This is a genomic window from Aestuariimicrobium sp. p3-SID1156, assembly GCF_025144225.1.
In the GTDB taxonomy this organism is placed as follows: Bacteria; Actinomycetota; Actinomycetes; order Propionibacteriales; family Propionibacteriaceae; genus Aestuariimicrobium.
On record NZ_JALXXB010000002.1, the window covers coordinates 365,954 to 388,845 of the forward strand.

Below are 22,892 nucleotides of genomic sequence, written 5' to 3' on the forward strand. Positions count from 1 at the left end.
CGGAGACTAGCGCGTCCTGACGTCGTGGCCCTCATCGGCCTGGGTCACGCCGCCCAGGCCCAGCAGCTCCACCGTGCGCTGGTCCAGGGCGCCACCCCACCACCGATCCAGCGCGCGGGCGAAGGCCAGCTCGGCAGGGTCAGCCAGGTGGAACAGGGTCATCGATGAGCGCAACTTCAGGGCGTCCACCCCGCCCATCAACTCCTCGACACTGGACGCGGGCGCGTCCGCCGCGAGCTCGGCCGCCTCACGAAGGCGCGGCCCCAGCACGGGGTGGTCTAGGTAGGCGCGGGCCTGGTCGAGGTCGGCGATCGCGTACTCGCGTGCCATCGGGCTCGACCCCAGCCCCCGGAGTTGGGGGAGCACGAACCACATCCAATGGGTGGTCTTGCGCCCCGCGGCGAGTTCGCCGCGCGCCTGGTCCCAGACAGGTTGCTGGGCAGTGACGAAACGTTCCAGGTCGGCCATGGATCCCCCTCGATTCGGTGAACGCGCCGTGAACCACCACGCATCAGGTGAACATTCCCCATCCTCCCTCACAACCGTCGGTCCGGCTGACGTGGCTCCAAGGCGCCTCCCGGCTAGCCTCACCAGGGTGGACGGCATACGCATCGGCACCTCAGGGTGGAGCTATGACCACTGGGACGGCATCCTCTACCCACCGGGGACGCCCACAGCCAGGCGCCGGGACGTCTATGTCTCCGAGTTCGACACCGTCGAGCTGAACGCCAGCTTCTACCGCTGGCCCCGGGCCGCCACCTTCGCCAGTTGGCAGCGCAACCTCCCGCCCGGCTTCATGATGACCGTGAAGGCTCCCCGTGGGCTCACCCATGCCAAGCGCCTCTACGCCCCCGAAGCCTGGGTGGAACGGATGCGCACCGCCTTGCACGAGCTGGGCGACAAGCGCGGTCCCTTGCTGATCCAGACCCACCCGGCCCACGAACGAGACGACGCCCGGCTCGCCCACGTCCTGGACGCCCTCAACGATGCCTGCCCCTGGCTCGACGTGGCCGTCGAACTGCGCCACGAGAGCTGGCATGTGCCCGACGTGTGGCGGCTGCTCGAGTCACGCGGCGCGTCCTATGTGGTGATGAGCGGGGCACACCTGCGCTGCCATCTGGTTGCGACCGCACCGCTGGTCTACCTGCGCTGGCACGGCCCGAGCCACGACCACCTCTACGCCGGTTCCTACAGCGACCAGGACCTGGCATGGTGGGCGGACCGGATCCGGGAATGGCGCTCAGGTGGGCACTGGGTGGCGGGCTATTTCAACAACGATGGCCACGGTTTCGCGGTGCACAACGCGCGTCGGCTACGGAGCCTTCTCTGACACGGCTTCTTCTGGCCGGCCCTGCGGTGAGGTCGCCTGCTGCACTGCCTGCTTGAACCGTTGCTGGGCACCCTGCTTGGTGAGGCCATAGATCTCGCCGATCCGGGACCAGGACGCTCCGGCCTGACGGGCGGTCCTGACCGAGGCGAGCTCGCGCTCCTCGGCCTGCTCGCGCTCGGCACGGGACGCACTGAGGTCATCCAGCGCGGACTCCATCGCGTCCCTCTCGGCCTTGCCCATGGGACCAGACTAGCGTCTCCCGACACGCTGTACGTCAAGGGTGGATTGACATACACGGCAACCCTTGGTTGACTTTGTGGTCAACAAATGATTGACAAGGAGGTGGGACTCATGGCGAAGAAGAAGGACAAGAAGAAGGACAAGAAGAAGTCGAAGAAGAAGTAACCAGGCTCCCTCCCAAGGGATGTGAACCAGACAGGCCGGGCCCCACACGTCGTGGGTCCGGCCTGTGGTTTTTCTTCCGCGCCCCCCGACCCTGGTGGGCGGGGGGGCACGGACGGCCCTGGTGGACCAGGGATTCAGCCCGCGGCCGCTGACCTCACCGGCCCGTGTTGGGCAGGCGAATCGGACGGGTCGTCGGGGTCGGCGTAGGTGCCGTCGTGGTCGGCGTCCCCGTGGGTGCTCCCGTGGTCGGCGTCCCCGTGGGCGCTCCCGTGGTCGGCGTCCCCGTGGGGCCAGCGGTCGGCTCCGCGGACGTCGAGGGAACCGGCGTCGAGGGAACCGGCGTCGAGGGAACCGGCGTCGAGGGAACCGGCGTCGAAGGAACCGGAGTGGACGGCGCCGGGGTCGAGGGATCCTCGGTCGGGTCCGGCGTCGCGGCGGCAACCACGGACAAGGTCGTGATCCCTTCATGCCCCGACGTCAGGCCTCGGGCGACCACGCGGTGGGTGCCCCCGGGCAGCGTGACCGCCAGGCGGGTGCCCGTCGACCCGCTCCGGTCGGCCGTGAGCGTCGTCAGCAGTCGAGACGTCCCGCCCGATTCCGGGGTCGCCCAGACCTCGACGCGCTCGTCGGGGGCGAAGCCGTCGACGTTGATGTGAACGGTGTCACCGGAGTCGATCTCGTCCGACGACAGCAACACGCGGTGCACGTCCATGTCGGGGAGTTGCCACTTGAGCAACTCGGTGTCGCTGGTCAGGAAGACCAGACCAGCCTCGTTGACAGCCATGGCGCGGTAGGGGAACGGGCCGCGATTGATCACCTCGCCCGTGGCGGTCGACACCTCGTAGAGCGTCGAGGCCGCCTTGACCAGCAGGCGGTCGGTGCCGGGCACCAGCTGCATCCCGCCCACGAGCGCGGGGAAGGTCTGGCTGGTGATGGCCTGCGAGCCCGGCATGGTGATGATGCGCATCGTTTTGCCGGTCGCCGGGTCGAGCTGGACAACGCTGGTCTCACCCAGGGCCCACACGCCGCCCCGGGAATCGACCGTGGCGCCGACGTAGCTCTTGGCTCCCCGGACGGGGGACACGGCCCACTTGCGCTCGCCGGTGGCGAGGTCATAGGCGATGACCTGGCCCTCGGACTGCGGCGGGTTGGCCGAGCCGGTGCCGCCGAGGATCCACGAGGTGGCATAGGCGGTGTCGCCATCGAGCGTGACCGAGGTGAAACCGCGGTCGGGGGAGAGCCCCTCGAGCTTGCGGTGAGTGCAGTTGGTGGCGCTGACCTCGGTCATGCCGTTCACCTGCCGATCACCACAGGTGGTGCGGTCGATGACGCCCATCGATCCCCCGAAGGAGGTGAGCTTGGGACCCGTCACGCCCACGACCCAGCGGTCGTTGGCGATCACCCCGGGCTGGCGGTCCTGGGGCAGGCCCTCGGAGTTCTTCATCGTCCAGGCCATCTGCTGGGACTGCACGTCGATGGTGTTCGGCGCGGAGTAGACCCTCGCGTCGGGGTACTGTCCCAACCACAACCGCTGGCCGTCGTCATAGAGGGACTCGGTCTGCGATCCCCCGAAGTTCCGCCTGGCGTCCTCGGGACCGGCGGCGGTGAGATCCAGGTCAGCGTGGCCGAAGCCGGACAGGTAACCGCCGAACCAGACCCCGCCGCGGGCGGCCGGCTCCAGCTCCAGCAGCAGGGCCTGGGAACCCTTCACCTCGACCTCGGCGGTGGGCTGCAGCCACGTGCGACCGGTCTCGGGGTTGTAGCGCCACATCTGGCCGGTGGCGAACAGCCCGGTGAGCGTCTGGCCGGGCCACTGCGGGTCGTCCAGGGTCACCCAGCCGACCCCGCGGAAGTTGCCGCCCTTGAGACCGGTGCCCTTCACCGTGCCCGCGGCCGGGTCGAGTGCGCTGAGCTCACCGTTGCTCATCACGTAGAGCAGGCCCTTGGTGGCGGGGTTGGGATCGCTGTCGGGAATCATCAGGCCGCTGACCTCGGGCACCGACCAGTCCTTCCAGGTCTTGGTCGCCAGGTCGTAGGCGTACAGCGGGGTGCTCTTGATGTCGAGGCCGACGCGCATGTAGAGGGTGCCGTCGACGACATCGACGTCGAACACGGACAGCATCGGATCGCTGGTGTCGGCACCCGCCGGCATGGGAATCTCGGTCTTCGCACCGGTGGCGACGTCGACGGCGTACAGCTTGGCCGGCGTCATCAGTCCGACGTAGATCATGCCCTCGTGATAGGCGACGTTGCGACCCTGCTTGGCGCCCTCCAGCAACGTCCCGTAGTCACGCACCGCGCCGGTGGTGGTGTCGTAACTCCACAGCTTGGCGCCGGGGAAGGTCGAGCCGTAGATCATCCCGCCGTCACCGACCGCGAGGTCCCACAGGAAGGTCTCGCCGGGCACCGGGATGCCCAGGTTCTCGACCTCGTCGCTGCCGGCGCGAACGCGGTAGAAGTAGCCGGACGAGCTGACGCTGCCGATATAGATGTCACCCTTGGCGTCGTGCACGACGGCGTAGGAGCCGCCCGCCGGGGGCAGTTCCTTGGCCCAGATGAGGCGACCCGTGCTGGCGTTGATCTTGTTCAGCACCGCAGGCTTGCCGTTGGTGACGCTGAAGATGACCGGGGTGCCGTCGGGATCGTTGACCACGGTTCCGCCGATGGCGGTGATCTCGTCGATGGGCTTGCCCATGCTCACGGCCTGGCTGGCCACCCGGGTACCGGTGAAGGCCGGGATCGCGCCGGGGGGCGTGACGTCCAGACTGCCGGCCAGGGTCCAGCGGAACAGCTGGGTGCCGCGGGTGAAGTACAGGTTGCCGTCACCGGCCTCGACGACCTCGCTGACACCGTCGGCGGTCATCTGCTGGACGCTCTGGTCGGCCACCGAGACCCGCCACAGGGCCCCGCCGGCGGTGACCCAGATGGCGTCAGGACGCACGACGATGGACGTCGCCTCGCCGTAGGTCGTGGAGGCCACGCCGGGCAGGGTGGTCGAGCGGACGAGGCTGAAAGCTCCCGTCGGGTCGACGGTGAGCTCAAGCAGGCGATCGTCGGCAACCGCCCACAGGCGACCGTCGGCGCCGGGGGTGATGGCGCTGATGGTGGCGGCGCCGGGCTCGGGGGTGTAGGTGCCCAGCACCTTCCTGGCGGTGTGGTCGACGGCGACGATGATCGCCGACGTCTCGGTCACCGCCGCCCCGGGGCCGTTGGCGATGGCCGACCCGACGACGGTGACGCCGTTGGTGCGCGCCACCGAGGTGACGCTGCGGTTGCCGACCGGGCCGCGCCAGACGCTGACGGTGTTGGTGGACGTGTTCCAGGCGGTGAGGGCACCGACCGACTTGCCGGCCCCCGGGGCGGAACCGACCAGCATGGTCTGCTCATCGAGGGCAACCATGTCCCAGGGCTGTGTCTGGTAGGACCCGATGGTGAGAGGGGCGGTGGGGTTGCCGGTGCCGACGGCTTGGTCCAGGTCGACCAGGCGGAGCTGTCCGTTGGCGGTGTCGGCGTAGGCGACGCGCTCACCGAAGGGCTCGAGGGTCTGGGCGCCACCGGTGGCCGGGACGACGTGCAGGCGTCCGGTGAGGGCGTCGTAGACCCCCACGCCACCTGACCCGGAGGCCCCGCCGACCACGACGCGTCCATCGCCGTCAACGGTCAGGCCGCGCAGGACCGCCGCCGTGCTGAGCAGCTTGTCGTCCATCCACGTCACGGACGCCTTCTTGTCGTAGTTGTTGACGTAGTTGCGACCCTTCTCGAAGGTGAACGAGACCGAGACCCCCTCCCAGTCCGAACCCGGCATGGTGACGAAGGCCCAGCTCTGCGGGATGGCGCTGGGCTTGTTGCCCAGGGGGGTTGGCTTCAGGGTGGCGACATCGACCCGCGTGACACCGGTGGCACGGTCGAAGTAGTAGAAGTAGGTGCCCGTGGGGTCCAGACCGGACGCCACGCCGTCCATGTTCGGGAAGCTGGCCACGAAGCTCTGGGTGGTCGTGTCGTAGGCGAGCATCACCAGGTTCGGACGCGTGCGCATCAGCAGCAGGTTGCCGGCGCGGGCCATGGTCATGATGCCGCGGACGCCGGTGAGGTCGGCGGGCAGGGGGATGGCGGTGGCCTCGCCGGTGACCCGGTTGACGCGGACGAAGCGCCCGTTGGACTCCGTGCCGACGTAGACGGAATCGCCCACGACCTGCATCGCGCGGATGGCCGACTCCCCGGGGGCGGGTGCGCCGAGGTCGGCGAGGGTCGAGGTGGCGGGGTTGAAGGAGGCGACGCGGGCCTTGTTGGTGCCCAGGTACATGGTGCCGTCGTCGGCGGCGGCCAGCGCCCAGATCACGGCGCCGGCGTGGTCGGTCAGGGTGTCGACGCGGGGCAACGTCTCGAGGGACTTCGCGCCCACCTTCCAGCGGTACCAGGAGCCGTCAGTCATGGCCACGTACACCGCACCCTCGGTGCGGTTGAACTCGATGGCGTAGCTCACGATCCCGCTGGGCACCTGCTCGGCGAACAGGCGCTCACCGGTCTGGACGTCGGTCACCTGGAAGGTGGCCGGGACGTCGCCCTTGCCGTCGGTGATCCAGTAGGCCTGCGGCTTGCCTGCGGCGTCCACGCCCTGGGCCTGGACGGCCGAGCGGACTGGGTCACGCAGCGGGGCGCCGATCAACACCTCCGGCGGCGAGGGCACCCCCTCGGCCGGAGCGTTCGGCTGCGGGGTGGCCTGACCCACCATCGCCGCCTGTGAGACCACCACTGCCGCCGCCACGATGCCGGCCACCCATTCACGAAGTCGCATTCGTCCACCCCTGCGCAAGGTTCGACTGGCCCCGTCGCCACGTCGAGATGCCGTCATCGTAAGCGTTTTCTACACCGGCAGCAATAGCAGTTCACCGAGAACTGAGCGCTCGCGGAGCAAGCTCGCTCGGGGCGTTGAGCCCCGGACCATCCGGGCGACCAACCAGGGTGCGCGGCTGGGCGGGTTCGGACAAGAAGAAGTGACTCCGCAGCTGGGGGCGGCGGCCGCCCGTCCATGCTTGGACGCACCCTCGCCGGGGAGGTCTGAGACCAACTAGCGTGGGAGCGTTCGCACTGTTCAAACCGCCATCATCTTCCTGGAGGCCCCATGCAACCGTCCGACAAGCTCAGCAAGCTCACCGTCGTGGGCGCCGGGGCGGTGGGGACCGCCGTCGCCTATGCGTCCATCATCCGCGGCTCTGCCCAGCGCGTCGCCCTCTACGACATCGCCGAGAAGAAGGTGGACGCGGAGGTCACGGACCTTCGCCACGGCACCCAGTTCGCCAGTGTCACCGACGTGACCGGCGGCGCTGACCCGGCCGTGGTCGCCGGGTCGGACGTGGTGGTGATCACCGCCGGCGCCAAGCAGGACCCGGGCCAGACCCGTCTGGACCTAGCCGCCAAGAACGTGGGCATCCTGCGTTCGCTGCTGCCGGTGCTGCTCGAGCAGGCCCCTGACGCGGTCTACGTGCTGGTCACCAACCCCGTCGACGTCCTCACCTACGAGGCGCAGCGGCTCTCCGGCCTGCCTGCCGGTCGCGTCATCGGTTCGGGGACGCTGCTGGACAGCGCCCGGTTGCGCCTGATGCTCGCGCAGAAGGCCGGCGTCTCCCAGGGCAACGTGCACGCCCTGATGATGGGGGAGCATGGCGATTCGGAGTTCCCGGTCTGGTCCTCGGCAACCATCGGCCACGTGCCATTGCGGGAATGGGACCGCGGGGGTCAGCCAGTCTTCACCGATGCTGTCCTGGACGAGCTCGCCCACAGCGTGACCCATGCCGCCTATGAGGTGATCCAGGGCAAGGGAGCCACCAACTACGCCATCGGCCTGGCGGCCTCCCGCCTGGTGGAGGCGATCCTCCGCGACGAGCAGACCCTTCTGCCGCTGTCGACCGTGCTGCAGGACTACCGCGGCATCAATGACGTGGCGCTGTCGGTGCCCTGCCTGGTGGGACGCGAGGGAGTGTCGCGCACCTTCGAGATCCCCATGTCTGTCCATGAGCGCAAGCAGTTGGCCGAGTCCGCGGAGACCCTCAAGAAGGTCATCCGCGAGCTCGACCAGGGCTGATCGACGAGGGGCTCAGAAGGGCTGCGCCAACTGCCAGGGGTGCTGGGGCCCCAGGGGCCCGGGGCCTTCCCAGACGTAGGTTGCCTGGTCACTGTCGTGGGGGAGACGAAGGGTGGCGCGGTGCGGGCTGTTCAGCATGACAAGGTCCACGGTGTGGCCCTCGGGGCCGTGGGCGGCGGCGGCTGCGACCTCCGTGCTGCGGCCGCCTCCTGACCAGGTGCTCTCCCGCCATTCGCCGTGACCCACCGGGAACTCGATGGTGGTGCCGTCCTCGACCTCCCAGCGGCAGGTCCACCCGCTGGTGGTCGTGGTGAGGGTGAGCGCGCGACCGTCGGCGTCCCGGCCCGACCACCCGCTGCCCGCCTCGCCGGCGACGGGGGTGAGCGCAAGCCCGGCCAGGGTGGCGTCCAGTTCATCCTGGGAGCCCGGGGTGGCGGGGCGGCCCAGGCCTGGCAGGAGATGCTCCTGGATGGCGTCCATCTCGGCCTGCATGTCCTCGGTGCGGGCCGTGATGACCACCACCATGTCCTGGTCGGGCAGGACGACGCCCAGTTGACCGAAAGCGCCATCACCGCGATAACCCTGGCGGCTCATCCACACCTGCCAGCCATAGCCCTGGGTCCAGTCGACCTCGGGCCTGTCGGGATCGGTCTCGACCTGCTTGCGGCGGTGCTCCTGGATCCAGGAGTCCGGCAGGAGCCGTTCGCCCCCGCGCATGCCCTCATCCAGCAGGAGTTGAAAGAAGGAGGCGATTGCCTCGGTGGTGACGTGCAGCCCGGAAAAGCCCCAGGGCAGGCCATCGGCGTCCCGGCACCAGAAGCTGCGGTCGATGCCGAGCTGGGGGAACACGCGCTCCTGCAGGAGGCTGTGGACGTCGATGCCCAGTCGCTCGTGCACGGCGCGGGTGGCTGACCAGGTGCAGGGCTGGTTGTAGCAGAAGGTGACGCCGACCTCGCCTTCGGGCTCGTGGCGCAGGAACTCCCCCAGGTGGCGCCGCTCGAGCAGGGATCGCCACTGCACCATCTCGATCCGGTCGGTGGTGTGCCCCGAGGCCATCGACAGCACGTCGCGGATGCGGATGGTGCGCGCCTTCGGCCCAACTCGATCATCGACCTGGTCGGGGAAGATGTCGGCGAGAGTGTCCTCGGGGGAGAAGGCGCCCTCGTCCATGGCGATGCCGACGGCGGCTGAGGCGAAGGTCTTCGACAACGAGTACACGAGCCTGAGGTGCTCGGGTCGGTAGGGCTTGGCCCAGCCCTCAGCCACCACCGCGCCCCGGCGCAGGACCATCACCGAGTGCAACTCCGCGCAGTCCTGCAGGGCGTGGATGAGGGCGGTGATCGCGGCCGGGTCGATGCCGGCGCGCTCGGGCGTGGTGCGGGGGAGGGCCATGCGTTTCACTCTACTGACCGCGCGTCCGGCGATCGCGTCTGGTGGCCGCTCGGGGTCTGGAGCGCCGACATAGGCTCGGTGGCATGAATCCTGTGCCACGTCCTGACGTTCGCGGCTGGCTGGCGGCTGCGCTGCGCGACAGGGTCGCCGGCCCGGACGCCGAGGAGCGCGCGCTGCGCATCTGGCACGCTCCCGGCCCACGCCGGTTCGAGCCCACCGACCCCGTCTGCCGGGTGCATGGGCATGCGGCGATGTACTCGGGCGGCTTGCGGGCGCTGTTGTTGCAGATGCTGCACCCGCTGGCGATGGCCGGGGTGGGTGGTCACTCCGGCTACCGCGGCGACCCGTGGGGTCGGTTGCAGCGCACCAGCGAGTTCATCGCCGTGACCACCTTCGCCACCATGGAGGATGCCGACGCGATGATCGCGCGCATCCGGCGGATCCATGATCACGTCAGCGGGCAGGCACCGGATGGGCGTCCCTATGACGCGAACGACCCGCACCTGCTGAGGTGGGTGCACATCGCCGAGATCGACAGTTTCCTGACCTCCTACCAGCGGCATGCGAAGGTGCCGCTCACCGCGGCTGAGGCCGATGAGTACGTCCGTCAGGCCGCCTGGACGGGCGAAGCGCTGGGGATCCCGCGGGCACCGCAGACGGTGGCCGAGCTGCAGGAGGCGCTGGAGAGCTACCGGCCTGAATTGGCCCTCACCGCTGCCGCCCGGGACGCCGCTGACTTCCTCCTGCGCGAGCCTCCGCTCCCGGCCATCGCACGCCCCGGCTACTGGATGCTCGCCGCGGGCGCGGTCGACATGCTGCCCGACTACGCGCGATCCCTTTTTGGGCGCACGGTGCACGGCCTGCCCGGACGCCTGGGGGACCGGCTGGTGTTGCGTCCTCTGGGGCGGGTCGGGACTGCCGCGGTGTCGTGGGCACTGGCTGATCCGAGGGAAGTGCGCAATGTGCCGGGGTCCTCAGCGGTGGTGGACGGCGCCGGCTGACCGGGCCGCACCGGCTGGCAGGTTCCCGGGCCGTCGGGGCGAAGAGCGTCAGCGGTAGTTGACGAACTGGACCGCGAAGTCGTAGTCGGCGGCCTTGATCATCCGCTGGACCTCCTGCAGGTCATCGCGGCTCTTGGAGGAGATGCGCAGCTCGTCGCCCTGGATCTGGCACTTGACGCCCTTGGGGCCCTCGTCGCGCAGCAGCTTGGAGATCTTCTTGGCGTTCTCCTGGCTGATGCCCTCGCTGGTGGAAGCGGTGATATGCCACAGCTTGCCTGACAGGCGCGGCTCGCCGGTCTCCAGCGCCTTGAGGTTGACACCGCGCTTGATCAGCTTGGACTGGAAGACGTCCAGGATCGCCTTGACGCGCTCCTCACCGTTGGACGTCATCTCGATGGTGTCACCCGACCACTTGATCGAGGAGTCGGTGTTCTTGAAGTCGAACCGCTGCGAGATCTCGCGGGCGGCCTGGTTCAGGGCGTTGTCGACCTCCTGGCGGTCCACCTTGCTGACGACGTCGAATGAGCTCTCAGATGCCATGGGAGCCATGCTAGCCAGCCGGTGCGTTCCGGTCCCGTGCCGCGCGGGTTGCGCCGATGCTGGCCACGATCACGCAGCCCATCGCCACCCAGTCCAGGGGACGCAGCACTTCGCCGATCACCAGCCAGCTCGCCACCGCCGCGGCAGCGGGCTCGAGGCTCATCAGGATCCCGAAGGTGGCTGGGGGGATGTGCCTCAACGCTCGTAGCTCGACGGTGTAGGGGATCACCGTCGACATCAGCCCGACCAGGGCGCCGATCATCAGGATGTGCCCGCTCAGCATCCCCACCCCATCACCGAACAGCACGAAGGGCGCGAACACCACCGCCCCCGCCATGCAGGCCAGCGCGACGGCGTCCGCCTCCCGCCAGCGTCCGGCCATCCGGGCACCGAACAGGATGTACCCGGCCCAGCAGGCTGCCGCGGCCAGCGCGAAAAGTACCCCCGGGACATCCAGGCGTCCCGGCACCAGGCCCAGCACCACCACCCCGGACGCCGCCAGCAGCCCCCACACCAGATCTGCACGGCGGCGCGAGCCCGCGATCGCCACGGCCAGCGGCCCGAGGAACTCGATGGTCACCGCCGTCCCCATCGGAATGTGCGAGAAGGCCAGGTAGATGAACAGGTTCATCCCCATCAGGCTTGCGGCGAAGGCGGCCAGCAGTACCCATCGCTCCTGAGCGGCCGGGTCAGTGCGACGGGGGAGTGAACGCCACGGTCGCACCGCCACCCCCAGTACCATGGCGGCCGCCGTCACCCGAAGCCAGGTCATCGTGACCGGCGAGACCTGTCCGAACAGCCCCTTCGCCAGCGCCGCCCCGACCTGCACGGAGGCGATCGAGAGCAGCACCAACCAGATGGCTGCCGGTCGGAGACGATTCACGCTCGGAGAGCCTAGCGGTCATCTCTGACGGGTTAGCGTGAGCCCATGGCTGACGAGGGCATGAAGAAGTCGAAGGGTGCGGCGAAGGCGATGGCTGCTGCCGGAGCGGCTGCGGTGGCCGGGCTCGCGGCCCAGGATCTGGTCCAGAAGAAGCATGCGCTGCGCCGCAACTTCCCGCTGATCGCGCGTGCCCGCTACGCACTGGAGGCGATCGGCCCGGAACTGCGGCAGTACATCGTCACCGGCAATGACGAGGAGCGTCCCTTCAGTCGGGACCAGCGACGGTGGGTCTACGCGTCGGCCAAGGGCGAGAACAACTACTTCGGCTTCGGCACCGACAATGACGTCGAGAACCGTAGCTACGCCATCGTCAAGCAGCGCACCTTCTCCGACATCGCCCCCGCCTCGCCTCTGCACCTGCACAGCGAACGCCCGGTGCCCAGCGCCAAGGTGCTCGGGGGTCCGCGCGGACGGGCGAAGGCCTTCCGGCCCGCTTCGGTGGTCAACGTGTCGGCGATGTCGTTCGGCTCGCTGAGCCCGCAGGCGATCACCGCGCTCAACAAGGGCGCCAAGCTGGGCGGCTTCATGCACAACACCGGCGAGGGTGGCCTGTCCGACCACCACCGGCAGGGCGGGGACCTGATGCTGCAGATCGGCACCGGCTATTTCGGCTGCCGGGACGCCGAGGGCAACTTCGACCTCGACAAGCTCGCTGCGGTCGTCGAGTCCGCGCCGGTCCGAGCCATCGAGATCAAGCTCAGCCAGGGGGCCAAGCCCGGCCTCGGCGGGCATCTGCCCGGTGCCAAGGTGAATGCCGAGATCGCACGCATCCGTGGGGTCGAGGAGGGCAAGGACGTCGTGAGCCCCTCGCGTCACACCGCCTTCCGCTCGGTCGACGAGATGCTCGACTTCGTCGAGACCGTCGCAGGACGCACCGGGCTCCCGGTGGGCATCAAGTCCGCTGTCGGCGACCTGGAGTTCTGGCACCAGCTCGCCGCGATGATGGTCGACGGGCAGCGCGGCGTGGATTTCATCACCATCGACGGGGGAGAGGGCGGCACCGGCGCTGCTCCGCTGGTCTTCAGCGACACGGTCTCCTTCCCGTTCCGGGTCGGGTTCAGTGAGGTCTACAAGATCTTCGCCGACCAGGGCCTGGCCGACCGGGTGACCTGGATCGGCTCCGGCAAACTCGGCCTCCCGGAAAACGCGATCGTGGCCTTCGCCCTGGGGGTCGACATGGTCCACGTTGCTCGCGAAGCGATGCTGGCGATCGGCTGCATCCAGGCCCAGAAGTGTCACACCGACACCTGCCCGACCGGCGTCGCCACACAGAACCCGTGGCTCGCCCATGGCCTGGAGCCGGTGAGCAAGTCCGAGCGGCTCGCCCGCTACGTGCAGACGCTGCGGCGGGATCTGGTCAAGGTCTCCGAGGCCGCTGGGGTCGCCCACCCGGGGCTGCTGGGGCCCGATGACGTCGAGATCATGGACGGAACCCAGGGTCACCGCACCCTGCGCGACATCTATGCCTACGACTCCGGCTGGGGCGTCCCGGGGCCGGAGATCGCCGAGGAGATCACCCGCATCATGACCACCATGGACGCCCATCTCGGTGAGGAGGAGGTCGTCCAGCACGAACCGCTGGAGACCCACGACCAGCCGGACACTGCGTCGGAGTAGGGGCGTGGAAAGCAACAGACCCCGGATCAATCCGATCCGGGGTCTGCGTGGCAGGTCTAGGGTTCGAACCTAGGTAGGCGTACGCCGACAGATTTACAGTCTGCTCCCTTTGGCCACTCGGGCAACCTGCCAGTGCTGTTACCAGCGATCGACAACGATAGACCATTGGGGCCGGTCACCACAATTCGGTGCCACGCTCCCGAGCAGGGACGCGCCGAGTGCGCCGGTGCTCAGGCCAGCAGCGCGCCTGCGGCCACCTGCAGCGCCTTCTCGAAACTGGTCTCGCGCTCCTCGGCGGACATGTCCTCCGAGCTGTCGAACAGGTGGTCTGAGACGGTGCACACGCTCAGCGCATCCCGACGATGGCGCGCCGCGGCGAAGTACAGACCGGCGGCTTCCATCTCCACACCCAGGGTGCCCAGCTCAACCAGCACCTTGATGATGTCGGGCCGGGTGCCGTAGAAGAAGTCCGAGGAGAACAGTGCCCCCACGCGGGCGTTGAGCCCCTGCTCGGCAGCTGCGTCCACGGCCCCACGCAGCATCGTGAAGCTGGCGCCCAGCGACAGCGACAACCCCGGAGCCTGCAGGGTGGCGACCTGGGAGGTGGTGTGGGCGACCTCGCCGATCACCACGTCGCGGACCTTCACATCGTCGGCGATGCCCCCGCAGGTGCCCACCCGGCAGATCCGCTGCACCCCGTACTCACGGAACAACTCCTCGGCGTAGATCGAGATCGACGGGATGCCCATGCCCGAGGCCATCACGCTCATCGGCGTGCCCTGCCAGGTGCCGGTCCAGCAGCCGATCCCGCGCACCTCGGAGACCAGCTGGGCGCCATCGAGGAAACCCTCCGCGATGCGGCGGGCGCGGCGGGGATCGCCGGGCATCAGCATCAGAGGGGCGATCTGGCCGGGCTCGGCAGAGATGTGGGGCGTGGGCACAGAAGTCTCCATTCGTGGGCTTGTTGGGTCCCCACGATAGGGCCCTCCCCACCCGAAGGTCTGCATTGTCGAGATCCCCAGAAATTGTCAGATCGCACACGTAGCGTTGGTGGCGTACCGGTACCCGATCGTGGAGAGGACTCCTCCGAGATGTCGAACACCGCCTGGCAGCGCCGCGACGCCGTCACCACCGAAGCCGTCAGCCCGGAAACCCTGAAAACCATTGACAAGTGGTGGCGTGCAGCGAACTACCTGTCGGTGGGTCAGATCTACCTGCTCGACAACCCACTCCTGCGCACCCCGCTCACCCGCGAGAACGTCAAGCCGCGACTGCTGGGCCACTGGGGCACCACCCCCGGCCTCAACTTCCTCTACGCGCACATGAACCGCGCCATCACCGAACGCCAGCTCAAGGCTCTCTACGTCACCGGTCCCGGGCACGGCGGTCCCGGCCTGGTGGCCAACACTTGGCTGGAGGGCACCTATTCCGAGGTCTACCCCGACATCAGCCGCGACGCCGAGGGCATGCGGCGCCTCTTCAAGCAGTTCAGTTTCCCCGGCGGTATCCCCAGCCACGTCGCCCCTGAGACCCCCGGCTCCATCCATGAAGGGGGCGAGCTCGGCTACTCCCTGAGCCATGCCTACGGTGCGGTCTTCGACAATCCCGACCTGCTCGCGTTCACCGTGGTGGGCGACGGCGAGGCCGAGACCGGTCCGTTGGCCACCAGCTGGCACTCCAACAAGTTCCTCAATCCGGTGAGTGACGGAGTCGTGCTGCCGGTGCTGCACCTCAACGGCTACAAGATCGCCAACCCCACGGTGCTCGCCCGCATCCCCGAGTCCGAACTGCTGGACCTGATGCGTGGTTATGGCCACACCCCCTACGTGTTCACCGCAGACGGCGACGACGCGAAGCACCTGGACGACCATGCGCGTTTCGCCTCCCTGCTGGACGAGGTGCTGGACCACATCGCTGACATCAAGGGGCAGTACGCCGGCGCTGATCCTCAGAGCGATGACCTGGGCCGTCCTGCCTGGCCGATGATCGTCTTCCGTCACCCCAAGGGTTGGACTGGCCCCGAGATGATCGACGGCAAGAAGACTGAGGGCTCCTGGCGCTCCCACCAGGTGCCGTTGGCCAATGCCCGCGACACCGACGAGCACCTGAAGAACCTCGCCGACTGGCTGGGCAGCTACCGCGCCGAGGAGCTCTTCGATGAGTCCGGTGCTCCGGTGGCCGAATTGGACGACATCATCCCTCAGGGCGAGCTGCGCATGAGTGCCAACCCCGTCACCAACGGTGGCTCCCTGATCAAGGACCTGCGCCTGCCCGACTTCCGCGACTTCGGCGTCAAGGTCTCCGAACCCGGCGCCGAACTGAGCGAGGCCACTCGCGTGCTTGGCGAGTTCCTCACCGAGGTGGTGCGCCGCAACCCCCACAACTTCCGCATCTTCGGCCCTGACGAGACGGCCTCCAACCGCCTCCAAGCCGTCTACGAGGTCACCGGCAAGCAGTGGAATGCCGAGTACCTCCCTGACGACGTCGATGACACCCTGGTGCGGGCCGGCCGGGTGATGGAGATGCTCTCGGAGCACCAGTGCCAGGGCTGGCTGGAGGGCTACCTGCTCACCGGCCGCCACGGCATGATGAGCTCCTACGAGGCGTTCATCCACATCGTCGACTCGATGTTCAACCAGCACGCCAAGTGGCTCAAGGTCACCAACCACATTGAGTGGCGTCGGCCCATCGCCTCGCTGAACTATCTGCTGTCCAGTCACGTGTGGCGCCAGGACCACAACGGCTTCAGCCATCAGGACCCGGGCTTCATCGACCACGTCGTCAACAAGAAGGCCGAGGTCGTGCGGGTCTACCTGCCCGCCGACACCAACACGCTGCTCTCCACCTGGGACCACTGCCTGCGCTCCAAGCAGTACGTGAACGTGGTCGTCGCCGGCAAGCAGCCCAACCCGAACTGGCTGGGCATGGAGGACGCCATCGCCCACTGCACGCGCGGTCTGGGGATTTGGGAGTGGGCCGGCACCGAGGTCGAGGGGGAGGACCCCGACGTCGTGCTGGCCTGTGCGGGAGACATCCCGACCCTGGAGGTCATGGCCGCCGCCGGGATCCTGCGTGAGCACATCCCGGACCTGAAGGTGCGGGTGGTCAACGTCGTCGACCTGATGCGCCTGCAGGACGAGCGAGAGCATCCGCACGGACTGTCCAACCGCGACTTCGACAACATCTTCACCGCCGACAAGCCGGTGATCTTCGCCTACCACGGCTACCCGTGGCTGATCCATCGCCTCACCTACCGCCGCAACGGGCACGCCAACATCCACGTCCGCGGTTACAAGGAGGAGGGCACCACCACGACCCCCTTCGACATGGTCATGCTCAACGACCTGGACCGGTACCACCTGGTCATCGACGTCATCGATCGTGTGCCCCACTTGGCGAGTCGCTACGCAGGTCTGCGCCAGACGATGCAGGACAAGCGCATTGAGGCCCGGGCGTACACCCGCGAGCATGGCGAGGACATCCCCGAGGTGCGGGATTGGGTCTGGGGCGACGGGGGAGACTCCACCTCCGGCCCGACCACCCAGGACACCGGCGGCGACAACGAGTGATGACTCGGGTCCCATCAGCCCGGACGCCCGCGAGGAAAGCGCCCCGAGCGCCCCTCGCGGGCGTCCCCGTTTGGGGTTCAGGAACCCAGCCGCTAACATCGAAGGGTTGCAGAAGGCGCCCTTGGACTCGGTTTTGCACAGCTGACCCTGATCCTGTAAGTTACTTCTTCGGCTAGCCCCTATAGCTCAGTAGGCAGAGCGTCTCCATGGTAAGGAGAAGGTCTGCGGTTCGATTCCGCATGGGGGCTCGGACGGTGGGGGCCCTGGAGTTTGCGCTCTGGGGCTCTTGCCACCCATGGCGGGGTAGCTCAGGGGTAGAGCAAGCGGCTCATAATCGCTGTGTCACGGGTTCAAATCCCGTCCTCGCTACCAACATCCCAAAGCAGCGCAACGAAGGAACATCATGGCCAAGAAGTCCTCGGACATTCGTCCGAAGATCACGCTCGCTTGCGTGGACTGCAAGGAGCGCAACTACATCACCAAGAAGAACAAGCGCAACGATCCTGATCGTCTTGAACTGAAGAAGTTCTGCCCCAAGTGCAAGACGCACAGTGCTCACCGCGAGACCCGCTGATCTTCATCACCCACACCTTTCACGAAGGGGCCGCCACCATGGCGGCCCCTTCGTTGCGTTCGAGGACCTACCCGACCCGATAGGCTCGAGGACATGGCGATCACACCCGAGCATGTGGGGCGCAGCTACCCCGCCCCGGAGCCCTACCGCGTGAGCCGCGCCAAGATCCAGGAGTTCTCCGCCGCGATCATGGACGCCCACCCGGCCTACCGGGAGGACCCGGCGATCGCGCCCCCCACCTTTGCGATGGTGATCGCCGCGCAGGCCTGGCAGTCCGTCTTCGAGGATGCCGAGCTCGGCCTGGCCCTGCAGCGGATGGTCCACACCGACCAGGCCCTCAGCTTCACCCGGCCGCTGCGCGAGGGCGACGAGGTCGACGCGACCGCCCGCATCGAGAAGGTGCGCCACCGGGGCAACGTCGACCTGGTCACCCTGGCCGTGACCCTGGAAGTCGGCGGGGAAGAGGTCGCCATTGCCACCTCCAGCCTGATGCACACTCGTGAGGAGGCCATCGCATGAGCCACAGGACCGTCGAGGTGGGGGAGCAGTTGCCAGACCGTGAGGTGCGGATCACTCGCGCCGATGTCGTGCGCTATGCCGGTGCCTCCACCGACCTGAACCCGATCCACTGGTCCGACAGGCACGCTCGCGCGATCGGTCTGGACGGCTGCATCGCCCACGGCATGTGGACCATGGGTGCGGCGCTGAGCCAGGTGATCGAGTGGGCCGGCGGCCCCGAGCACATCGCGGAGTACTTCGTCCGCTTCACCCGCCCGGTCCCGGTCCCCGATGACGACGAGGGCACCCTGATCACTTTCAGCGCCCAGGTCAGCGACGTCTCCGAGGGCATCGCGACCGTCTCGATCGAGGCCCTCTGCCAGGACCAGAAGGTCCTCGGTGCGGCGAAGGCACAGGTGCGGCTGTGACTGGTCCCATGAATGATCCGATGGCGGAGAACGCACCTTCCTGCACGCTGGAGCATGTCGAGACCGTCGGCCACCAGGCCATCGTGGCGTCCAACAAGCTCTCCGACCACACCACCCTGCGCATCGGCGGAACCGCCCGTGAGCTCATCGTCGCCACCACCGCCGACGAACTGGTGGCCGCCATCACCGAGGCCGACGACCAGGGCATCCCGGTGCTCATCCTGGGCGGTGGTTCCAATCTGGTGATCTCCGACGACGAGTTCCAGGGACGCGTCGTGCGCGTCGCCTCCCGCGGCATCTCCGCCGACGTGTCCGACTGCGCCGGCGCCTTCGTCACCGTCGAGGCCGGCGAGGTCTGGGACGACTTTGTGGCCTACACGGTGCAGCAGCAGTGGATCGGACTCGAGACCCTCTCCGGTATCCCCGGGCTGGTCGGCTCGGTGCCGATCCAGAATGTGGGTGCCTACGGGGCCGAGGTCTCCCAGACCATCGCCCGCGTCCGCGTCTGGGACCGCCAGGAACGCAAGATCGCGACTCTCTTCCCGGCAGACTGCGAGTTCGCCTACCGGATGAGCCGGTTCAAGGCCGAGCCCGATCGCTGGGTCGTGCTGCAGGTCAGCTTCCAGCTGGAGCTCGGACCGCTCTCGGCGCCCCTGCGCTATGCCGAACTGGCCACCGCCCTGGACAAGGAGCCCGGTGAGCGCGCCCCACTGGACCAGGTCCGTGAGGCGGTCCTGTCCATCCGCGCCAACAAGGGCATGGTGCTCGACGCCGCCGACTACGACACCTGGAGCGCCGGATCCTTCTTCACCAACCCGATCCTCGAGCCCGAGGTGGCCCAAGCCCTGCCCGAGGGTGCGCCCCGGTTCCCGCAGCCCGATGGACGCGTGAAGTCCTCTGCCGCGTGGCTCATCGCGCATGCCGGCTTCGACAAGGGCTACCCGATGACTGATCGCCCGGACGCCCGAGCGGCCCTGTCGACCAAGCACGTGCTCGCTGTGACGAACCGTGGCAGCGCGTCGAGTGCTGACATCGTCGCGCTCGCCCGCGAGGTGCGAGATGGGGTGGAGCGGGTCTTCGGCGTCCGGCTGGTGCCCGAACCCGTGCAGGTGAACTGCGAGATCTGAACGCGGACACGGCCACCGTGCAGATCTGAGACCATCGTCACGGCCGTGCACGGTTTGGCAGGATGGGGCGCATGAGCCTGGATGACCTGACCGCTGAGCAACTGACCGCCCTCGCCGAGGAGCAGCGCACCAAGTACGAGCAGCTGCGCAATGCGGGTCTCAAGCTGGACATCACCCGCGGCAAGCCGAGCCCCGAGCAGCTCGACCTGTCCGGTGAGTTGCTCACCATCGACGTCCCGTCCAAGGCCGCCGACGGCACCGACGTGCGCAACTACGGTGGCCTGCAGGGACTGCCGGAGATTCGGGCGATGTTCTCCGAGCTGCTCAATGTGCCGGTGGAGAACCTGATCGCCGGCGACAACTCCTCGCTGTCGCTCATGCACGACACCGTGGTGCAGGCGATGCTCTACGGCATCCCCGGAGGCAGGGGGCCCTGGTTCGGGCAGGACATCAAGTTCATCTGCCCCGTGCCCGGATATGACCGCCACTTCTCCATCTGCCAGAAGCTCGGCATCGAGATGGTGACCGTCGAGCTCGGCGAGCACGGCCCGGACCTGGACGCGGTCGCCCGGCTGCTGGAGGACCCCACCGTCAAGGGCATGTGGGTCGTGCCGATGTACGCCAACCCCAACGGCGTGGTCTACGACGAGGAGACCACCCGCGCGCTGCTGCAGATGCCGGCCGCCGCCCCCGACTTCAGGATCTGGTGGGACAACGCCTACGCCCTGCACCACCTCACCGAGCAAGAGCCCAAGCCCCTCGATGTCATCACCATGGCGGCTGAGGCGGGCAACCCCGACCGGGTGCTGGAGTTCGCCTCCACCTCGAAGGTCACCTTCGCCGGCGACGGCATCTCCTTCCTGGCCGCCTCCAGGGCCAACCTGGACGCCTACCTGGCCGCCGCCGGGATCCGCAGCATCGGCCCGGACAAGGTGAACCAGCTGCGCCACGTCACCTACTTCAAGGACGCCGAGGGTGTCCGTGCCCTGATGCGCCAGCACCGCGACCTGCTGGCGCCGAAGTTCCAGATCGTCTTCGACGCGCTGGAAAGCAGGCTGGGGCAGTACGGCTTCGCCCGCTGGACCCACCCCGAAGGTGGCTACTTCGTCACCCTCGACGTGATGGACGGGACCGCCTCGCGAGTGGTCGAGCTGGCCAGGCAGGCGGGCATCGCATTGACCCCGGCCGGTGCCTCGCATCCCCTGGGTCGCGACCCCTACGACCGGACCATCCGGATCGCGCCGAGCTTTCCTTCCGAGCAGGACCTGCGTGCTGCCATGGACGGCCTGGCCACCTGTGCACTGCTGGCCGCCCTCGAGAAGCAGGGCGTCCTGACCGTCGGCGAGTGACCGACTGCGCGATGGCGACGATTTGCGTCCCATGGCAGGATGTTCCAGGAACGCGTGCGGGGGCTGGTTCGACGCAGCCACTCAAAGCCCCTACACTGTTCATCTTGGTGGTACTTGTACCGCTGAAGGGCAATAGCTCAATTGGCAGAGCAGCGGTCTCCAAAACCGCAGGTTGGGGGTTCAAGTCCCTCTTGCCCTGCGATGCAGGATGGTGGACGTCCTGTTGACCAGACACCATCGGCGAAGGAACGACGTGACCAACGACCGCACGCTGCCTGAGGACGAGGCGGGAAACAACACCCTTCGTTCGGGCGACGTCGAATCGGAGATCGTCGACATTGACGGCGACGAGGACATCCAGTTCGAGGACGCCCCGAGTACCCAAGGCGCCACCGCTGCAGATGCGGTCGTCGACGCCGAGGACGGTGTGGCCGGTGAGAACCTGGCCGTCCCCACCGATGGCGAGGCCGACGAGGACGACTACGAGATCGTCGACGATGAGGCCGAAGAGCTCGAGAACGCCGACGAGACCGAGGACGACACTCCCGACAAGGGCGATCCCGAAGACATGGTCATCGACGACGAGCAGCAGCTGGAGGAGGCCGAGGCGGTCGCCGCGGCAGCGAAGTCCTCACGTCCGGTCAAGCGCAAGATGACCACTGCGCCCGTGAAGAAGGACAAGCCCACCCCCAAGCGCACTGACGCCGGCAAGGCCGTGGCCGAGCGCAAGCGCACCACCCCCGCTGCCTTCGTGAAGCAGTCCGCTGCCGAGCTGAAGAAGGTCATCTGGCCCAATGGCGACACCCTGCGCGAGTACTACATCGTGGTCCTGGTTTTCGTGATCTTCATCATCGGCCTGGTCTCCCTGCTGGACTGGGCATTTGGCTGGGTGCTTCTGAAGTTCCTCGGCGACAACTGACGTATCGTCGTGATGAACGGCCCCCTGGCCCACCCCATCCCCTTCCGGGGATCCAACCCGAGCGAGAGACTGTCGTGAGCGAGAACACTCAGAACGAGAACACCCTCAATGAGGACGTCGTCCGTGAGGATGCCGAGACCGACTTCGAGATCGACCTGGGCGAGCTCGAGCCGGAGGCAGAGGAAACTGGCCTGAACCTTGACTTCGGTGACGACGAGCAGCCGGCTGAGGACTCCGAGCTGAACCTCGACTTCGACGCCCCCGCCGTCGAGGGTGACGATGCTGCCGACGCCGAGTCCGACGAAGACGCCCCCGAGGACGCGGACGCCGCCCTCGAGGCCGCACTGGAGGAGCTCCGCCTCGACCTGCGCAGCAAGCCCGGTGAGTGGTACGTGCTGCACACCTACTCCGGGATGGAGAACAAGGTCAAGCAGAACCTGGACGCCCGCGCCAACACCCTGGACCAGACCGACTACATCTTCGAGACCATCGTTCCGACCGAGACCGTCGTCGAGATTCGCAATGGCACGCCCAAGCAGGTCACCCGCGTCGTGCTGCCCGGCTACGTGCTGGTCCGCATGGAGATGACCGAGGACTCGTGGGCCACCGTGCGCCACACCCCCTCGGTGACCGGCTTCGTCGGCCACGCCCAGGACCCGGTTCCCCTCAGCCTGACTGAGGTCGAGAACATGCTCCTGCCCTCCATCAAGGCCAAGGTCGCCGCGGAGAACCAGGGCAAGCCCTCCCCGAAGACCAAGAAGAAGGTCGAGGTCATGGACTTCGAGGTCGGCGACTCGGTGCAGGTCATCGAGGGCCCCTTCGCGGGTGTGCACGCCAGCATCACCGAGATCAACCCCAACGCCCAGCGCCTCAAGGCCCTGGTCGAGATCCTCGGACGCGAAACCCCGGTGGACCTCACCTTCCAGCAGATCGAGAAGCTCTGATCTGAGGACGCGGCCGATTTCCCTTGAGGGGAGTTTTCGGCGAAGATGGTATGTCGGCTCTCCGAGCCGCCAGTGTTGCGTGCCCGTCCTGACCCCGTCGCGGGTCGAGGTGTGTGTGCGTGACGCAGCGGAACGCGGAACCCCTCCGCGTCCCGTGCCCGGGAGATCGGGCGA

19 protein-coding genes and 4 tRNA genes are annotated in these 22,892 nt (G+C 67.8%); 15 read left to right on the plus strand and 8 right to left on the minus strand.

All coding sequences use genetic code 11. From position 1 onward, the window contains the following. Positions 1 to 6 precede the first annotated feature (6 nt). Positions 7 to 468, minus strand: a complete 462-nt coding sequence (locus M3G03_RS04430) for a DUF1810 domain-containing protein (protein WP_259808390.1) — start codon at positions 466 to 468, stop codon at positions 7 to 9. 127 nt (positions 469 to 595) lie between these two features. On the opposite strand from M3G03_RS04430, the gene M3G03_RS04435 reads away from it, so the two are divergent. Beyond that, the gene (locus tag M3G03_RS04435) at positions 596 to 1,330 is read left to right on the plus strand and encodes a DUF72 domain-containing protein (RefSeq protein WP_259808392.1); all 735 of its coding nucleotides are present in this window, start codon (positions 596 to 598) and stop codon (positions 1,328 to 1,330) included. Here M3G03_RS04435 and M3G03_RS04440 read toward each other — a convergent pair. Beyond that, on the minus strand, positions 1,313 to 1,570 hold the full coding sequence (locus M3G03_RS04440) for a hypothetical protein (protein ID WP_259808394.1): 258 nt from the start codon (positions 1,568 to 1,570) through the stop codon (positions 1,313 to 1,315). The genes M3G03_RS04435 and M3G03_RS04440 overlap by 18 nt on opposite strands. Before the next feature lie 319 nt (positions 1,571 to 1,889). Further along, a complete protein-coding gene (locus M3G03_RS04445) occupies positions 1,890 to 6,530 on the minus strand; it encodes a hypothetical protein (protein ID WP_259808396.1) in 4,641 nt (1,546 codons plus the stop codon). A gap of 327 nt (positions 6,531 to 6,857) precedes the next feature. Between M3G03_RS04445 and M3G03_RS04450 the strand changes: the two genes are divergently transcribed. Further along, complete coding sequence (locus M3G03_RS04450) at positions 6,858 to 7,817, plus strand: L-lactate dehydrogenase (protein ID WP_259808399.1); 960 nt, start codon at positions 6,858 to 6,860, stop codon at positions 7,815 to 7,817. A gap of 12 nt (positions 7,818 to 7,829) precedes the next feature. Here the strand turns inward: M3G03_RS04450 and M3G03_RS04455 are convergent, their stop codons facing one another. Beyond that, a complete protein-coding gene (locus tag M3G03_RS04455) occupies positions 7,830 to 9,209 on the minus strand; it encodes a serine hydrolase (RefSeq protein ID WP_259808401.1) in 1,380 nt (459 codons plus the stop codon). Between the two features lie 83 nt (positions 9,210 to 9,292). On the opposite strand from M3G03_RS04455, the gene M3G03_RS04460 reads away from it, so the two are divergent. After that, positions 9,293 to 10,210 carry an oxygenase MpaB family protein gene (locus M3G03_RS04460; RefSeq protein ID WP_259808403.1) on the plus strand — a complete coding sequence of 306 codons (918 nt, stop codon included), beginning with the start codon at positions 9,293 to 9,295 and terminating at the stop codon, positions 10,208 to 10,210. Between the two features lie 48 nt (positions 10,211 to 10,258). Here the strand turns inward: M3G03_RS04460 and M3G03_RS04465 are convergent, their stop codons facing one another. Further along, positions 10,259 to 10,750, minus strand: a complete 492-nt coding sequence (locus tag M3G03_RS04465; RefSeq protein WP_259808405.1) for a YajQ family cyclic di-GMP-binding protein — start codon at positions 10,748 to 10,750, stop codon at positions 10,259 to 10,261. 10 nt (positions 10,751 to 10,760) lie between these two features. Then, a complete protein-coding gene (locus tag M3G03_RS04470) occupies positions 10,761 to 11,633 on the minus strand; it encodes a DMT family transporter (RefSeq protein WP_259808407.1) in 873 nt (290 codons plus the stop codon). 45 nt (positions 11,634 to 11,678) lie between these two features. On the opposite strand from M3G03_RS04470, the gene M3G03_RS04475 reads away from it, so the two are divergent. Continuing rightward, positions 11,679 to 13,310 carry an FMN-binding glutamate synthase family protein gene (locus tag M3G03_RS04475; RefSeq protein ID WP_259808408.1) on the plus strand — a complete coding sequence of 544 codons (1,632 nt, stop codon included), beginning with the start codon at positions 11,679 to 11,681 and terminating at the stop codon, positions 13,308 to 13,310. 48 nt (positions 13,311 to 13,358) lie between these two features. On the opposite strand, the gene M3G03_RS04480 is transcribed toward M3G03_RS04475, so the two are convergent. Both M3G03_RS04480 and deoD read right to left on the minus strand, forming a co-directional pair. Next, a tRNA-Tyr gene (locus M3G03_RS04480) sits at positions 13,359 to 13,441 on the minus strand. A gap of 99 nt (positions 13,442 to 13,540) precedes the next feature. After that, entirely contained in the window at positions 13,541 to 14,251 is a 711-nt protein-coding gene (gene deoD / locus M3G03_RS04485; protein WP_259808409.1) for a purine-nucleoside phosphorylase, read from the minus strand. Positions 14,252 to 14,401: 150 nt separating this feature from the next. Here deoD and M3G03_RS04490 point away from each other — a divergent pair, with 150 nt between their 5' ends. From M3G03_RS04490 to nusG, 11 genes are all read left to right on the plus strand, one after another. Further along, complete coding sequence (locus M3G03_RS04490; RefSeq protein WP_259808411.1) at positions 14,402 to 16,879, plus strand: phosphoketolase; 2,478 nt, start codon at positions 14,402 to 14,404, stop codon at positions 16,877 to 16,879. Positions 16,880 to 17,054: 175 nt separating this feature from the next. Continuing rightward, positions 17,055 to 17,127 (plus strand) — tRNA-Thr (locus tag M3G03_RS04495). A 49-nt stretch (positions 17,128 to 17,176) separates the two neighbouring features. After that, positions 17,177 to 17,251 (plus strand) — tRNA-Met (locus tag M3G03_RS04500). 31 nt (positions 17,252 to 17,282) lie between these two features. Further along, on the plus strand, positions 17,283 to 17,453 hold the full coding sequence (gene rpmG / locus M3G03_RS04505) for a 50S ribosomal protein L33 (RefSeq protein WP_259808413.1): 171 nt from the start codon (positions 17,283 to 17,285) through the stop codon (positions 17,451 to 17,453). Between the two features lie 93 nt (positions 17,454 to 17,546). Beyond that, entirely contained in the window at positions 17,547 to 17,972 is a 426-nt protein-coding gene (locus M3G03_RS04510) for a MaoC family dehydratase N-terminal domain-containing protein (RefSeq protein WP_259808416.1), read from the plus strand. Continuing rightward, entirely contained in the window at positions 17,969 to 18,379 is a 411-nt protein-coding gene (locus M3G03_RS04515; protein ID WP_259808418.1) for a MaoC/PaaZ C-terminal domain-containing protein, read from the plus strand. Before M3G03_RS04510 ends, M3G03_RS04515 begins: the two co-directional genes overlap by 4 nt. An 8-nt stretch (positions 18,380 to 18,387) precedes the next feature. Next, the gene (locus M3G03_RS04520) at positions 18,388 to 19,506 is read left to right on the plus strand and encodes a UDP-N-acetylmuramate dehydrogenase (RefSeq protein WP_259808420.1); all 1,119 of its coding nucleotides are present in this window, start codon (positions 18,388 to 18,390) and stop codon (positions 19,504 to 19,506) included. Positions 19,507 to 19,577: 71 nt separating this feature from the next. After that, on the plus strand, positions 19,578 to 20,855 hold the full coding sequence (locus M3G03_RS04525) for an aminotransferase class I/II-fold pyridoxal phosphate-dependent enzyme (RefSeq protein ID WP_259808422.1): 1,278 nt from the start codon (positions 19,578 to 19,580) through the stop codon (positions 20,853 to 20,855). A 126-nt stretch (positions 20,856 to 20,981) separates the two neighbouring features. Continuing rightward, positions 20,982 to 21,054 (plus strand) — tRNA-Trp (locus tag M3G03_RS04530). 156 nt (positions 21,055 to 21,210) lie between these two features. After that, positions 21,211 to 21,774 (plus strand): preprotein translocase subunit SecE, encoded by a 564-nt coding sequence (secE, locus tag M3G03_RS04535; RefSeq protein ID WP_396121887.1) that lies wholly within the window; start codon positions 21,211 to 21,213, stop codon positions 21,772 to 21,774. Between the two features lie 74 nt (positions 21,775 to 21,848). Next, positions 21,849 to 22,718 (plus strand): transcription termination/antitermination protein NusG, encoded by an 870-nt coding sequence (gene nusG / locus M3G03_RS04540; protein WP_259808424.1) that lies wholly within the window; start codon positions 21,849 to 21,851, stop codon positions 22,716 to 22,718. Positions 22,719 to 22,892 lie beyond the last annotated feature (174 nt).